The 15,222-nt window shown below is 53.9% G+C and carries 14 protein-coding genes; 4 read left to right on the forward strand and 10 right to left on the reverse strand.

The window, feature by feature from the left end; genetic code table 11:
• Window positions 1-7: 7 nt before the first annotated feature.
• Complete coding sequence (locus HRQ63_RS14905) at window positions 8-1,117, reverse strand: extracellular solute-binding protein (RefSeq protein ID WP_172245178.1); 1,110 nt, start codon at window positions 1,115-1,117, stop codon at window positions 8-10.
• 182 nt (window positions 1,118-1,299) lie between these two features.
• On the opposite strand from HRQ63_RS14905, the gene HRQ63_RS14910 reads away from it, so the two are divergent.
• Entirely contained in the window at window positions 1,300-2,190 is an 891-nt protein-coding gene (locus HRQ63_RS14910) for a LysR family transcriptional regulator (protein ID WP_172245180.1), read from the forward strand.
• A gap of 669 nt (window positions 2,191-2,859) precedes the next feature.
• Here the strand turns inward: HRQ63_RS14910 and HRQ63_RS14915 are convergent.
• Entirely contained in the window at window positions 2,860-3,606 is a 747-nt protein-coding gene (locus tag HRQ63_RS14915) for an IclR family transcriptional regulator (protein ID WP_172245182.1), read from the reverse strand.
• 624 nt (window positions 3,607-4,230) lie between these two features.
• On the opposite strand from HRQ63_RS14915, the gene HRQ63_RS14920 reads away from it, so the two are divergent.
• Window positions 4,231-5,283: an alpha/beta hydrolase gene (locus HRQ63_RS14920; RefSeq protein ID WP_172245184.1), complete on the forward strand. Its 1,053-nt coding sequence runs from the start codon at window positions 4,231-4,233 to the stop codon at window positions 5,281-5,283.
• A gap of 119 nt (window positions 5,284-5,402) precedes the next feature.
• On the opposite strand, the gene HRQ63_RS14925 is transcribed toward HRQ63_RS14920, so the two are convergent.
• The 6 genes from HRQ63_RS14925 to HRQ63_RS14950 all read right to left on the reverse strand — a co-directional run bounded on the left by HRQ63_RS14925 (window position 5,403) and on the right by HRQ63_RS14950 (window position 11,168).
• A complete protein-coding gene (locus HRQ63_RS14925; protein ID WP_229714208.1) occupies window positions 5,403-6,335 on the reverse strand; it encodes a lipoate--protein ligase family protein in 933 nt (310 codons plus the stop codon).
• A 330-nt stretch (window positions 6,336-6,665) separates the two neighbouring features.
• A complete protein-coding gene (locus HRQ63_RS14930) occupies window positions 6,666-7,193 on the reverse strand; it encodes a hypothetical protein (protein ID WP_172245186.1) in 528 nt (175 codons plus the stop codon).
• Window positions 7,194-7,335: 142 nt separating this feature from the next.
• Window positions 7,336-7,929 carry a GTP cyclohydrolase I FolE gene (folE, locus tag HRQ63_RS14935; protein WP_172245188.1) on the reverse strand — a complete coding sequence of 198 codons (594 nt, stop codon included), beginning with the start codon at window positions 7,927-7,929 and terminating at the stop codon, window positions 7,336-7,338.
• A gap of 96 nt (window positions 7,930-8,025) precedes the next feature.
• On the reverse strand, window positions 8,026-8,310 hold the full coding sequence (locus HRQ63_RS14940) for a YneF family protein (RefSeq protein ID WP_037284892.1): 285 nt from the start codon (window positions 8,308-8,310) through the stop codon (window positions 8,026-8,028).
• A gap of 104 nt (window positions 8,311-8,414) precedes the next feature.
• Window positions 8,415-10,391 carry a tRNA epoxyqueuosine(34) reductase QueG gene (queG, locus tag HRQ63_RS14945; RefSeq protein ID WP_172245190.1) on the reverse strand — a complete coding sequence of 659 codons (1,977 nt, stop codon included), beginning with the start codon at window positions 10,389-10,391 and terminating at the stop codon, window positions 8,415-8,417.
• 351 nt (window positions 10,392-10,742) lie between these two features.
• Window positions 10,743-11,168, reverse strand: coding sequence for a GNAT family N-acetyltransferase (locus HRQ63_RS14950; RefSeq protein WP_172245192.1), 426 nt, complete (start codon window positions 11,166-11,168; stop codon window positions 10,743-10,745).
• A 581-nt stretch (window positions 11,169-11,749) separates the two neighbouring features.
• Between HRQ63_RS14950 and HRQ63_RS14955 the strand changes: the two genes are divergently transcribed.
• Window positions 11,750-12,361 (forward strand): superoxide dismutase, encoded by a 612-nt coding sequence (locus tag HRQ63_RS14955; RefSeq protein WP_216673961.1) that lies wholly within the window; start codon window positions 11,750-11,752, stop codon window positions 12,359-12,361.
• Between the two features lie 99 nt (window positions 12,362-12,460).
• Here HRQ63_RS14955 and mutY read toward each other — a convergent pair whose 3' ends face one another.
• Together mutY and acpS are read right to left on the reverse strand one after the other, a co-directional pair.
• Window positions 12,461-13,651 (reverse strand): A/G-specific adenine glycosylase, encoded by a 1,191-nt coding sequence (mutY, locus tag HRQ63_RS14960; RefSeq protein WP_371873230.1) that lies wholly within the window; start codon window positions 13,649-13,651, stop codon window positions 12,461-12,463.
• Window positions 13,652-13,737: 86 nt separating this feature from the next.
• Window positions 13,738-14,136 (reverse strand): holo-ACP synthase, encoded by a 399-nt coding sequence (gene acpS / locus HRQ63_RS14965; protein ID WP_172245194.1) that lies wholly within the window; start codon window positions 14,134-14,136, stop codon window positions 13,738-13,740.
• Between the two features lie 193 nt (window positions 14,137-14,329).
• Here acpS and HRQ63_RS14970 point away from each other — a divergent pair, with 193 nt between their 5' ends.
• Window positions 14,330-14,947 carry a PH domain-containing protein gene (locus HRQ63_RS14970; protein ID WP_172245196.1) on the forward strand — a complete coding sequence of 206 codons (618 nt, stop codon included), beginning with the start codon at window positions 14,330-14,332 and terminating at the stop codon, window positions 14,945-14,947.
• Window positions 14,948-15,222 lie beyond the last annotated feature (275 nt).

Consider the following 15,222-nt stretch of genomic DNA (forward strand, 5'->3'; position numbering starts at 1 on the left):
CGGCCGCTTATTGAATCGCCTGATCGGCGAACCATTGTTTGATTTCCGCTTCATGCTCGCTGGCCCAAGCGGCATCGGCGATATTGAGTTTGGCGTCCTGTTCGCGGTCTTCCTTCGTTTCCACGCCTTCCGCGGACGGTTCGAAGTAGCTTTCGTCCCCTTCATTGATCAGCTGCTGCTGCACTTCGGGATCGAGCAGGAAGTTGACGAATTCTTTGGCTACGGCCGCGTGTTTCGTATCTTTCTGAATCGCCGCCACGCGTACCGAACCCGGCGCGCCTTCTTCCGGCCAGATGATCTCGATCGGCTCTCCGGCGTTTACGAGCGAATAAGCATTCGTTTCTTGCAGCATCGCTACGTCCACTTCTCCGGCAGTCAGCGCCTGGGCGACCTGCGGATTTTTCGGATACACGCGCATTCCGTTTTTCATCATCGTGCCGAAATAGTCCTGTCCGCCTTCCATGCCTTTGTTTTCGAAGAACCACGACACGAACGGGTAAGCCGGAGCCGCGATCGCGGGGTCTGCCGTTCCGATCAGGTCTTTGTACGTATCTTTCGTCAGATCTTCCCACGATTTCGGAGCGTCCGCTTCGGAAAGCTCGTTCGTGTTATACACCAGTACGCCCGCCGCGTGCGCGCCTGTCGGATAATACGATTTGTCGTCCGGCACTTGCGCTTCGAAGGACTCTTTGAGGTTGCCTGCGTTTTCCGGAGTCCAGTCCTGCAGCAGTTGTCCCTTTTGATCCAATCCGTATACGGAAGGCATGGAGTCGATCCAGAGAACGTCCCATTGCGGGTTGCCTTTTTCCGCTTCGACTCTCGACATGATCTCGGCACCGTTACCGACCACGACGTTCAGCTTGTAACCTGTCTTCTTCTCGAACATGTCGCCGATCACCGCATCGAAATCGTTCAGGTAGACCGTAATTTCCTCACCGGCTGCCGGTTTTGCATCTGCAGTTGCTTTAGTTTCCGTAGAAGTTGTCGCTGCCGGCGTCGCCGCAGCGTCGGTCGAAGCTTGAGCCGTCGGTTGACTTGCTCCGCTGCCGCATGCCGTCGTAAAAGTGAGAAGCAGCAGTCCGAGCGTTGCAGCCGATTTCGTTTTCCAAAGTTTCATGAATGAGTAAGCCTCCCTGTATCCGTCTGGATTTCTTTCTTGCTTTCACTTTATCAGTGCAATGTAAGAACGTCGTAAAGGGAAACGAGAAGTTTTATTAAATCTATCTATACATATTGTTTTTAATCAAGATAAATTCTATACTTCGAGCGTAATAGCAGCTTGAGGGAGGAAAAAGAAGCATGAACGTGCAGCAGTTGAAAGTGTTTCTGGAGATTTGCAGGGTCGGCACATTGAGCGCGGCGGCGGAACGTCTTGAGCTCAAACAGCCCACCGTCAGCTTCCATCTGCGAAAATTGGAGGAAGAACTCGGCGTCGAACTGTTCCGTAAACAAGCGCGCACCCTTCAGCCAACGCAAGCCGCGGAAGAGCTATTGCCTTATGCCAGACGCATCGTGACGCTTATGGATGAGGCGCAGCGCCAGATGAAATCCCGTTCGGGACGCGAACGCGCCCGCCTGCGCCTCGGAGCCAGCTATACGCCGGCCACCTACTTCATGCCGCCGTATCTCGCCGAATTTCGTCAGCTCAATCCGAACATCGAGCTGCAGCTTACCGTCAAACAAGCCGGCGATACGTTGGCGATGCTGCGCGGCTACGAGATCGACGCCGCCGTCGTATCGCTGCCGGACGGAGAAGAAAAAGGCCTGATCGTCGTTCCTCTGATCGAGGACGAGCTTCAATTAGTCATGAACCCCGCCCACCCGCTCAGCGCCGAAGCCGTGCTGTCCGTAAACAACCTGACCGACCAGACCTTCCTGCTGCACGAACCCGGCTCCACCTCCCGTCGCCTGACCGAACAGTGGGCGCAAGAAATCGGCCTGACCTTCTTCTCCGCGATGGAGCTTGGAGCGATCGAGACGATCAAAGAGACGCTGCGCTGCAACGACAGCGTAGCCGTCCTCCCTCTCCGCAGCGTGCTGAGAGAAACGGCGAACGGCGAACTGATCCGCCGCCCGCTTCCAGGCTACGTGAATCGTAGGCGAATTTGTTTGGCTTACCGCGACGAACCGATCTACTCGGCCCCGGTGCGGGAGTTTATTGGATATGTAAAAGGGTTGGCGGAGGAATAGAAGCCCTAACCAGTGTTGAAAAGTGCGAACCCGAAGCTCCCATGGAATCCCCGGTAGGTTCGCACTTTTGACCCTTGAAAGCCTTGCGGGGCAAGGGGGAAAAGTGAATGCAGTCGCTCTCCGTGCGGAGGGCGTGGATTGAAACTGTTTCCTCCCCGACAAGCTCAAAGTCACTTTCGAAGTAAAACGTGAATCGATACGTCAAACACGCCAATCTCTAACGGATCGTCATTCCTTTAGAACCCCATTTTCACCTCCCTAAAGTTTTAACGGATTCTACTGACGCTTAGACGGAAAAAAGACATTTTTAATACGTAAAAACTCGATTTTCAGCGGCTAAGCGTCACGTAGATCCGTTAGAATTTTGAAACTCCAAATTCAAGTCTCTAAGCGTCGCTACGATCCGTTACACCCCTCAACCGTGACTCTACGCGTTTAAAAAACGTCCAGCTCTGAAATCACCTGAACACTCGCACTTCTCGATCCGCTTCATACAAAAAAAGCAGGTTGATTTCCTCTCACACAAGGAAATCAACCTGCTTTTCTCAATCTCTTCAACCTACTTAACCAAGAAGCCTTATTTGCTTCCCTTAAAGTCCGCCCTTGTAAAGGCCCCAGGCCTTTACGCCGAACAGGACTTTGCCCTCAGGAAGCACCCCCGCGCTTCCCTCACCCTCGAATCATCATGCCCATCTCCCGCGCCCGCTCCATCAACAATGGCGCATAACTCTCCAGCTTCTCCACCGGAAGCCGGGCGAGCGGTCCCGACACCGACAAAGCCGCTGCCAGATTGCCTTTCAAATCAAAGATCGGAGCCGCGACCGACGTCGCCCCCTGCTCCCGCTCTTCCACGCTCATCGCATAGCCTCGCGCCCGAATCACGCGCAGCTGGTCGCGGAACGCCGTGCGGCTGACCGAATCCGGCCAGATCGGATCGCTTAAGATATGCTCCTGCTCCCGCTCGCCGGAAAAAGCAACAAGCGCCTTGCTCGAAGCGCCCACATACAGCGGCAGCCGCGCCCCGACCGGAGCCACGCGGCGAATCGCCTGATTGCTCTGCACGGCCTGAATCCGCAAGCGTTCCCGACCGTCCAATACATACAGACTGACCGTCTCGTCCAGCTCGTCTCGCAGCTTTTCCATGGACGGCAGCAGCAGCAGCGCCGGATCGTCCGTATTCGACAAATGCGCGGACAGCTCCCAAATTTTGATGCCTAACCGATATTTCTCGGTGGATGCGTCACGGCTGACGAACCCCTTTTCTTCAAGCGTGGTCATCAGTCGATGCACCGTGCTTTTATGCAGCTCCACTTCACCCGCAATCTCCGTCAGACTCAGACTTTCTTTACGGGTAAAACATAACAATATATCGAGCGCACGATCAACGGCGCGAACTTTCAGTTTGCCGTCTTCCATACAGGTATACCTTCTCTCCGGATTCTCATCGAAATTTTGAGTTTCACCGATTGCCTTCACGTTTGATATAAAAGATATGGCGCAGCCTATGAATTACGACTCCACCTTGCTTAGTATGTCTACACAACGGCTTTTCTTTTCCTTACTAATATAGCATATTTACGTTTCATTATATGAAACAAAAATATTTTTTATGAAACTCTAGTACTTGAAAGATTCTTACCAATAAAAAAACATGGCGCGAAAGTCTACGGTGACTGGAAGCGAGAAGACGGAGAGAGAAATTCAGTGTAGGAGCGCCAGCGATCGCCTTTGAAATCGGGAAAATTCAAATAAAAATTTAATCCTTTTTCCCGATTTCAACACGCGACCGGAACGAATTTCTCTCGCAGTCTTCTCGCTTCCCCCAGCGAAGTAACTTTCCCGCCATACACGAAAACCAACCTTCATCCGATAAAAGGATTAGGTTTGACTTAAGCCGCATCGGAGCATACCATAAAAACAAAGCATATCCCTTTTTTCAACAAGATTCGAGTTATCCGATCTCTTGCAGCACATGCTCTACTCGCGCTATCCGCGGACGTTTCACATTCAGACCCAAATTCCAGACAAGGAGAGACCGCGATGAATCCCGCTTCCGGAACCGTTGCTCCGTCGCCGCAGCACAATGCTTCGCAAACGGAGGAACACGTCAAGGAGATTTCGCCGGGCCGTCGTCGGTTGCGTAACATAGCAGTGGCTTTGTTCTTATCGATTCTTTTCTTTCTGATTTTCTGTTTTGTCGCGCTGCATGCTTATATTGCTTGGGTATTATCCAACCCCACCGTGGCTCCGCTCTATTCCAACCCGAAGCAGGCCGTCGGTATGGAATACCAGGATGTCACCTTCCCCGCAGTCGACGGAAGTCGCATCATGCAAGGCTGGTATATTCCGGCTGACGATGCGGATTCGAAGAAAACGATCGTGCTCAGCCACGGCTATGGAGCCAATCGCGAAGAGACCTGGATTCCGATGTACGACATCGCGCATTATGCGCACCGACTCAACTTCAACGTGATCATGTTCGACTACGGCTTTGCTTCGCAAGGAAGCAAGGAAGTGGCGACCGGCGGCAAAAAAGAAACGCAGCAGCTGCTGGGAGCCGTTCAATACGCCAAGCAAAAAGGCGCCGAGCAAGTCGTCGTATGGGGCTTTTCGATGGGGGGCGGCACTGCGCTTCAAGCGGCATTGATCAGCGACGATATCGATGCCATGATCCTGGACAGTGCTTTCCTGCTCCAACCGGATACGCTGTACCACAATATTCGTCAAAACATCGCGCTGCCGCGCCATCCGTCGCTTGAAATTTTGCAGATGATCTTCCCGGTGCTGAACGGAACGAGTCTCAACCAGATTCCGTACAAAGAAGTCGAGCAAAAGGATTATCCGATCCCGATCTTCTTTATCCACGGCACCGAAGACTCGAAAGCTCCGTACGAGATTGCCGAACAGCTTGCCGCGAACCAGACGAACCCGAACTCCAGATCCTGGATCGTGCAAGATTCGCATCACGAGCTGATCTTCCGCGAGCATCCGCGAGAGTATCTGCGCCGCGTTTCCAATTTCCTCGGGGATATCCGCCTGGCGGCCCAAGAGGAGATCGAGAACGGCGAAGTCGGAGAAGTCGGCAGCCCGTAATCAACATGCGTCTTCAAATTCCCTGTTCATGAAAAAAAGCCGTTTCCCCAGCCGATCGATCACAAGGCTTGCGGAGGCGGCTTTTTCCATGCGTCCGATCTATTTATCCGAGAATCCGATCAATCCCGGTCATACCTTGCTTTAAGCTCCGCAGACAAGCGATCCAACTCGTCAAGCGGCAGCTCCGGCCCTGCGCTCAACACCGAAGCCCCCGCCTGGTCGATCATCCATTCCACTAACGATGCCATGTAAGCTTCAGCCGAAGGCACGCCCGCCAGCTCGTCCAGACTACCCATGGAGCCTTCGCGGACATCCGGGTAAGCTTGTCCGGGACTCAAAATTCCGGAAGCTTCGTCATAAAATTCACGGGCCAATCGGCGCCGCTCTTCGCCGCCGCCTTCCGCAATCACGAAAGCCGTCAAAATATAAGCCTTCGTCTGCCGCCGCTGCGCGATTCCGCAAAATTTGCGTCCGTTGACGCTGACATCGTAATCGCCCGGACAAAAAGCTCCCGCGATCTCCCCCGCCTTCGCCTCGCTTGTCCATGGCGATGCGGCTCCCGCAATCAGCGACACCATCCGTTCGAAGTCTCCATGCAGTTCAAGCTTACGATCGGGGTTCGGCAAAATGATCGACACATTCACCACGCCTTCGTCCAGCGGAACCGCCGCACCGCCGGATACCCGTACAGCGACCGAACAGCCTTCACGCCGGAGCTTGTCCATTGCCTGCGGGGCTCTCGGCAGCCGACGGTCCCGCATCCCGATCGTCAACGCGTACGGGTGCCTCCAGATATGCATGATCGGCGCTTCGCCTTCGCCTACGCGGCGGCACATCATCTCTTCCCAAGCCAGCGGGAACATGACGTCTTCCGGCATGCTTTCCAGCGGCGGCGTCCAGATTCGAATGCCGGCAGGCCATGCTGATCCCCGTCCGTTTTCGCTCTGCGCCTCCTTGTCGATCGTCTCGAATGATTCAGCCGTATCTGACGCATGTCCACCTTTTTTTCCGTCCATGTCCCCTGTACCCTCGATCAATCGATCCTTTTCCATGCCGCCAGCCCCCTTATCCGATTTTTCGATTCCCGTCCTAGGGCGTGTACGCAAACTTAACGACGTGCATCTTTAGCCGCCTTTTCGCCCTCTGCTTCGTCAGTGTTCCTTGACGTGCCCCAGCACGCCTTCGGAACCCTTCCTTGCAAAGAACGAAAATTCGCCTAAATCTGCCTCCTTCGAAGTTTGCGTACACGTCCTAAATAACGCGCAAACTTCCTTCTTTTTTTATTTTCGCACACTTCAGGCACTCCCGTCGCTATCGATTCAAATAAAAAAGCAAGCCGCAAAATTCCCGGCCTGCTTTTGACATATTCCTTGCAAGATGTTTTATTCAACGGTCCGAAGACTTTTCGCCATATCGATCAGCAGCGGCAGGGCTTTGGCCTTGTCGAGGTAGGTGAACGATACGACATACGTCTCTCCGTCCTGCTCGACTTGGAAAAAGTCCGCGATGCGCCCGTCATTGATCGATCCCCGATATTCCTTATAAGCCATCAGCTCTTCCGTACGATCCCGCATCAACGAAGCATCGATCATCGAATTTTTCGTAACGGTCATGAAGATCTGTTGACTTTCAAAGCCCCACGCTGTATCGTTGCTCATTTTGAACGCTGTCGCGCCTTCCGGTATGTACGCGCCGACAAGGAGTTCCGGATGACGTTCGAACGTTCCCGCTACCTGCTGTCCGTCCCAAGTCAACTCTACCTTTTCATCGGGATCATAAGCCTTGAGGTCGAACAGTTGCTCCGTGCCTTCCAGCGGCTCCGATTCCTGATGTCCCACCCAAGCGGGTTTGCCGCACGCAGTCAGCACCAGCAACATGAGCAAAGCCAGACCTATCGCTGTTTTTTTCATCTTGATCACTCCTTTTATTTACCCGTGAAAAAAGAACCTGCCGAGCCGATGCGCGTTTTTTCGATCATCGTCTTTTTCCAAAGACAATAACGCGAAACCGCGCCCGGCAACGGACAGGTTCATCTTGCTTCACCAATCAACTTCAGTTCTTAATCAGTCCGAGACACTCGGCGCGCTGCGCGGCATCGTTGCGAAGAACGCCGCGAACAGCCGTCGTCACCGTCTTGCTGCCCGGTTTCTTGACGCCGCGGGCGCACATGCACAGGTGCTCGCCTTCCACGACCACCATAACGCCTTTCGGCTGAAGAACTTCGACCAAAATATCGGCGATCTGCGTGGTAATCCGTTCCTGCACTTGCAGGCGACGCGTAACGGCCTCAGCCAGACGGGCAAATTTGCTCAAGCCCGCGATGCGGCCGTTCGGGATATAGCCCACATGAATTTTGCCGAAAAACGGCGCCATATGATGCTCGCACTGGCTATAGTAGACAATATCCTTGACGATAACCAATTCTTCATGATGCTCGTCGAACGTCACGCCCAGCGCTTCGCGCGGGTCCACGTCGTATCCGGCAAAAATCTCCTCGTACATCCGCGTTACGCGCGCCGGAGTATCCAAAAGCCCTTCCCGCTGCGGATCTTCGCCGATCAGCTCCAGGATTTGGGCGACATGATACTCGATCTGTTCACGGTTGTCGCCAACCTTCTTGTTTGTATAATCGTTAACGCCGGCCATGCCTCGCTCCTCCTTACCTGATGCACGGACCGGACCCGCAAAAAAAGCCCGGTCGATGCAAGGCCCGGAACATCCATATCGTCCCGGACTGCGCTCTTATTTTCTCCGCTTGTTGTTTGGAGGAAACGCGTTGCCTTTCGGCGCTTTGCCGCCAGGCATTCCGCCCGGCATATTGCCACCGTTTTTCTTCATCATCTGCTGCGCCTGCTGCATTTGCTTGCCATTCAGATTGTAACCCATCTGTTTAGCCATTTTTTGCAGCATTTGCGGATCGTTCTGCATGGTCGTCAACTGACGGCGCAGATAATACACACCGATAAAGAATCCGCCGACCAAACCGACGATCAGTGTGACGATCGGTATCACGTAATTCCACCACATCGTTGATGTCACCCCACGTTTTTGGCTATATAAGTGCGCAAGGACGCACGAGTTAAGTGTAGCACGAGGCGGCAGTTGCCGCAATTTATAATTCCGGCTTGTAACTAGGATTCGGAGCGGCCTTTCCCGCTGTCGGCGTGCAGCCCGCGGTGCTCGATAGCGAGCAATTTCTTTTTCGCGTCCAGTCCTCCGGCATAACCGACCAGCTTGCCGTTGGCGCCTACGACGCGGTGACAAGGCAGAACAAGCGGAAGGGGATTGCGGTTATTCGCACCGCCTACGGCTCGTACGGCAGTCGGACGCCCAACCGCTTCCGCTATCCGTTTATACGAAACAGTCTCTCCGTATCCGATCTGCTCTAGCGCGCGCCAGACCTCTATCTGGAACGGAGTTCCCTGCAGGTCAAGCTCCAGATCGAACGTCTGGCGACGCCCCGTCAAATACTCGAACAGCTGCTTTTTATACGGCTTGATCGCATCCGGCTTGCGAACAAGCTCGATCACGCCGAACCACCGCTTAGCCCAAAGTTCCAACGATGCAGCATGGGATTCGAACGTACCGAAGTCGATGCGGCATAACCCTTTTCGGCTGGTTGTCAGCACCAATGGGCCGATCGGAGACTGCATTTCGTCGTAGAAAAGCGTCTCGGTCGAGGAGCGTGGGACAGAAACCGCGGCAGGCTCGACGGGAATAACCGAAACATCCGTACGGTTCGCAAAATCACCTTCTGCTTCATGCCCGCTTCGAGATTCGCTGCTCTCGCTCGGCTTCACGGTTTCAACTACCGAAGCCGCTGAGCCAGATGCTTGAGATGCCGCAGCGTCTTGCGCTTCGCTGCCCAACCGCGCATCCGGCTCGCCTGCCTGTCCGCGTCTCGAAGGGTCGCCTTTTGCCGGACGCGGCTTGCGACCTTCCCGCGCTTCGCTCAGCGCAAGGCCGATCCGCTCCAGCACTTCCTCATCCTGCTCCAGCGGCTGCGCGGCCAAAAGTGCCTCCTCGGCCGCCGATCCGCCGATTCGCCCGATCGACCATGCGGCCGTGCCGCGCATGACCGGACGCGGATCGCTGACCAGTACCTCGGCCAGCTTCGGCAGCGCCGTCTCGTCCTTGAAGTTCCCCAGCGCGATCACCGCGTTGCGCTGGATCGGTCCCCGTCCGCGCCAAGCCGCCGCCGTATCCCCGAACTGCTCTTTGAACTGCCGATTGCTCAGATCGAGTATCGGCAGCAGCAGAGGCTTCGCCTTTTCCGGGTCCGGCTGAAGCTGGGCATGATGCGGCCAGTGCTTGCCTTTATTTTTCGGGCATACGATCTGGCAGGTATCGCAGCCGTACAGCCGATTGCCGATCTTCATCATGAATTCCTCGCTGAGCAGTCCCTTCGTTTGCGTCAGGAACGATACGCAGCGCTGAGCATTCAACTCTCCCGGACCGACCAACGCTCCCGTCGGACAAGCGTCGATGCAGCGCGTGCAGTCTCCGCAATCGTCCTGAACTTCCTCGTCGGCGGAGAACGGAATATTCGTAATCAGCTCGCCCAGATAAATCCATGATCCGTATTTCGGAGAAATAATCATGCAGTTTTTCCCCTGAAAACCGATTCCGGCCCGGTGCGCGACAGCCCGATCCGACAAAACGCCCGTATCGACCATGTTTACGACGCTTGCCCACGGAACCTTTTCTTTGATGAAAGCCACCAACCGCTCCATCGCTTCCCGCAATACAAAGTGATAATCGCGCCCCCACGCCGAACGCGCCATCATGCCCCGCGTGCGCCCCGGTTCGGACTTCGGCGCGTTTTCCAGCTTCGACGGATACGCGACCGCAATCGCGATCAACGACTGCGGGTCCTCGTGACTCAGCGCCGGATAGGTTCTTTTGTCCAGATCCGGCTCCTCGAAGCCCGATTCGAATCCTTTCGCCCGATGCTGCTCCAATCTGACTCGTAACGACAAAAAAGGATCGGCCGAAGCGAATCCGATGTCGTCGATCCCGAATGACGGCGCAGCCTCGATAATTTCACGCTTCAGCATTTCCCACGAGGCCGTTTGCACCCCGACGCCGCTCTTTTCCCGTTCGTTCATCCCGATGCCTCCTTTCTTTCCTATCTCATCTATATCCGCAAAAAAAGGCGCTAGATCCGGATCGCAAGCTTGTTCCGGAAGCGCTTTTCGATTTCGTTCGTATCCGACTGTGAGACTTCTTCCATTTTACCGCGAATCCGCCTGAAAATCGAGTCGCCAAAAAATAAAAGCATCCCCGTGCTCTCCAGCGTCCGTACCGACGATCTCGTCGTACAGACGCCCGAGGGAACGGGCATGCCTATGCAAGTTCAAGCGGTTCCTTTCCGGGGACCCGCATATTTGTATACGTTTCGGCTGATCAGCCGCATCCGAATGCTCCCCGCTGCCGGATGAATTTTTGTGCTTTGCCTGTTAGTGTACGGCCAAAATACTCAGCTTCTGGAACGCGTTCAGGATGCGGTTCGCTCCATATCCCATCGCTTCGTACAAAGGCAGCGCCGGCGAATTGTGCTCGTCGCCCGATACGAAAATACTGTTGACTTTGCGCTGTTGGAAGCGTCCTTCGAGCTTGGCAACCAATGCTTTGCCGATTCCCTGCCGACGATAATCCGGATGCACGGCAATACGGTAGTAGCAACCCATATCGCGCTCGATCGTACCGATCATCACGCCGACGAGTTCATCTCCGTCTTCCGCTACCAGAATCAGTTCCGAATCCCAGGACAGCTGCCGGGAAAAAGGACCAATCGTCTTTTCATAACACTCTTCGGATAAAGCGACCTGCAGAAGTTCCGTGACACGACTGGAATCACTCAATTGAAAAGAACGAACGTTCATGCTTAAATCCCCTTCTTCTTTGGAAATGGCAGCTCATGCAAAAAAGCGGCTGTCGACGTCCCATAACTTAAAACGGCAATCGAATGCGCCTGCCGTCAGACGACCCAGCTATGAAAATCATCGGTATAAGCTTTTCGCAAACGCTTACTTGAATCAGGTATTTACAGAAAGTAAGACGCGAGTTTACAAAAAAGGCATAAAAAATACGAGGTTTCTAGTGGATTTACTTTCCTCACACGATTATTAAACCATAAGTGACACGAAAAAACATTATTTTTATTTGAAGAATATCGCATTTCGAGTTTTTTCGCGATTATGCAAAGGCTTTCCGCGCATTTTCGGCACTGCCGGCACCGCTCCATCATAAACGAAGACCGTTTTACATCGTTATGATCTTTTTAACAATTAAGAGGCTCTTTTTGCCCTCCAAAAAAGTCACGGAGAAAAAATGACCTATTGATTTAAAGAAAGTGATCCTGTTTAATAAAGAGTAAGGACGTCCCTATGTACATCCTATGTAAACTACATCATTCGGCCGGGCAACGTCGTTAAATCCAACTTAAGCAGGAGGTAATCTTATCATGGCTTTTGAATTGCCAGCATTGCCGTACTCGAACGACGCGCTTGAACCTCATATCGACGCACAGACGATGGAAATCCACCACGATCGCCATCACAACACATACGTAACAAACCTGAACGCTGCTCTGGAAAGCGCTCCGGAACTGCAAAGCAAGAGCCTGGAAGAGCTGATCGGCGATATCGACAGCGTACCGGAAAGCATCCGTACCGCTGTTCGCAACAACGGCGGCGGACACCATAACCACAGCCTGTTCTGGACCGTTATCGGACCGAACGGCGGCGGCGCTCCGTCCGGCGACCTGGCTGCGGCAATCGACAGCGACCTCGGCGGTTTCGATAAATTCAAAGAAGACTTCGCCAAAGCGGCTACGACTCGTTTCGGCAGCGGCTGGGCATGGTTGGTTGTCGGCAAAGACGGCAAATTGGCCGTAACAAGCACTCCGAACCAAGACAGCCCGATCATGGAAGGCCAAACGCCGATCCTGGGTCTGGACGTTTGGGAGCACGCTTACTACCTGAAATTCCAAAACAAACGTCCGGACTACATCTCGACGTTCTGGAACGTAGTCAACTGGGATGAAGTGTCGAAGCGTTTTGCGGCAGCAAAATAAGTTTCGATCCCTATCGCGATAAACGGTTGCCCGTCAAGCCGGAACAACCGATACGCAAAAACGCCGATCCTCCGGGATCGGCGTTTTTTTGCATTTCGCTTATTTGGCCCGCGTTTCTTCATCCGCGAAGTACGTATTCAAAATATGAGAAAACAAGTTCGGAAACGCAATCTCCCGCATGTCTTCTCGCGACACCCAACGCCATTCTTCGCCCGAATCTTCCGCGTCGAAACGCAGCTCCGGTTCCAGCGCCGATTCCGGTACCGCTACTTTATAAGGAACACCGCTCTCGGCCGCTAATTGCGCTAACACTTCGGGCTGCTCGCGAGCGATCAGCACTTTCATCGTCCAATGAATATGGCTGAACGTATGCTCGGCGGTCATGTAAGCCGTCATCGGCGACCAGACCAGCCCGCGATCCTCCAACAGTTCTTCAAGCTGAGCCACATCGACGCCAAGATCTTCGCCTGCTGCGGCTACATGCGGGATTTCCCACATGCTTGCCAGCAACCCCGTTTTGGGACGGCGACGAACGAGCACGCGCCCTTCATGTTCACCCGAGCCTTCCAGCAAAATAGCCAACCGCTGCTCCGGCCGAGGCTTCTTGGCTTTTGTTTTGATCGGCAGCTCGCGCTCCATGCCTTCGATCCGGCCCCGGCAGTGCTCCATGACCGGACAGATCAGGCAGTGCGGAGACTTCGGCGTGCAGATCAGCGCTCCGAGTTCCATCAGCGCCTGATTGAAGTCCGACGCCCGCCCTTCGGGAATCAAGCCCGGAATGATCTTCTCCATGCCGATTCGCGTCTTGGGCTTGGCAATATCGTCCTCGATCAGGAAGTAGCGCGACAGCACGCGCATCACGTTGCCGTCGACCGCAGGCTCCGGCTGATTGAAAGCAATGCTGAGAATAGCGCCTGCCGTATACGGCCCGACCCCTTTTAACGCAAAAACATGCTCCCGCTCCGAAGGCATCTCTCCATCATGCAGTTCGACAATCTGCTGCGCAGCCGCTTGAAGATTCCGTGCCCGCGAGTAATAGCCAAGACCTTCCCACATTTTTACCACGTCTTCCTGCAGCGCTTCCGCCAGATCGCGAATCGTAGGGAACCGCTCGATAAAACGATGAAAGTACGGAATGACCGTATCTACCCGCGTCTGCTGAAGCATGATTTCCGACACCCAGATAAAATACGGATCGCGATGCCTGCGCCACGGCAAATCCCGCTTGCTGCGATCGTACCAGACCAGCAGTTCCCGGCTGAAATACTCCCGACTCTCCGCGGCTTCGATACTGACGATCCGCTCCCATACGCTGACCGACGCTTGATTCGCCTGATCTGTTTTTCCCGTTTCTGCGTCCATTTTCGGTTTGCTGCTCATGATGTCGTCCTTTCCACTACGGCGAAGGCCGAAGCCATCCCCGGTTGATGCGTAATGCTCAAATGTATGGCATAATCGTTCCCTCCCGGCAGGCTCAGCCTGTTCCAGGCTTCCTCCGACAGCGTAACGCCGGGCTTGCCCAGCTTATCCGGAACGATCTCGATATCTTCAAACCCGACCATATGGCCGATTCCGCAGCCTAATGCCTTAACGATCGCTTCCTTGGCAGCAAAACGCCCGGAAACGAATTCCGCTAATCTCGGTCCTCGTTCTCTCGCGATCCCGAGTTCCGCCGGTGTCAACACCCGCCGTAAAAACCGTTCTCCTTGCCGCCCGTCCAACACCCGAACGACACGGCCGATTTCCAATAGATCGTGACCGATTCCGTAAATCATTCCGTCGTTCCTCCGCTTCGTGCCGTTATGCTCCATCGCCCTATATTGTATCAGGAGACACAATCGAACTCCAGTTCCTCTTTCTGTTCCATTATTTTGTTTCCGACCTTTGATTCTCGATTCGCATCGGTTAAAATAGGTTCCAACAAGATACATAGATTGACCCTACTCGATATCGAAAGGTGGAATCTTTTTGTCCCGTAACATTTTCTCCCGCGTCACTTCCGACCTTACCGGCATGTCCGATAAGTGCAAAGTCATTCCTCCGTCCGAATTTGCGAATACCCAAGCTCAAGCTTACATTTTCACTGAGATGAACGAGAAGCTCTACTTCCTGCTCAAATCCGCAAAAGACGAATATGCCTTCACCAACATCGGCATGATCCACGTCGACGGAGAGAAAGCGATTAGCAGCAAACGGCAGATTCTGCGCTACAATTATTTCGAACACACGCCGACGAACGTTATCTTGGAAACGGCGGGCACAGCGGATCTGGACGTCGAAATCAAGTTCACGATGGGTCAGTCTTTCTCGATCGACGTGGTCAAGGCCCATCTGGAACCGCTCACCGCACTCTATAAAATCCTGACTTTGATCGGCATGACAAAAGCCGAATACGCGCGTCACTGGGCATTGGTCGAACGCAGCTTCGAACATAGCCGCGATGCGGTAGGCCGCCTTTCGAGCGGCGGCAGCGCCAGCGCCGAATATAAAGCCATCCTTCAACACGCCCAAACCGAACTCCTGGCCGCCCATGAGAAATACCATCCTCAAGAGTACGACGCGGCTTTCGAATTGTATCTTTCCTGAGTTCAAAAAGAGAATTATTCTGAAACGAATATTCCTTATCCAAAAGAGGACCCGGCCTTGTAGGCCAGGTCCTCTTAACATACCACTAACCCCCAACTAACCCCCAACGTAGCTGGAAGCGAGAAGACGGAGAGAGAAATTCAGTGAAAGACGCCTTTGAACTTGGAAAACCTACAACTAAAATTCCAATCCAGTTTTCCAAGTGAGACAGCGTCTTGTGAAGCATTTCGAAGAAATGCACTTCGGAAGCCTATGCTGGCAATTTCTCTCGCAGC

Origin of the sequence: Saccharibacillus endophyticus, assembly GCF_013185185.1 — a bacterium.
GTDB lineage: Bacteria > Bacillota > Bacilli > Paenibacillales > Paenibacillaceae > Saccharibacillus > Saccharibacillus endophyticus.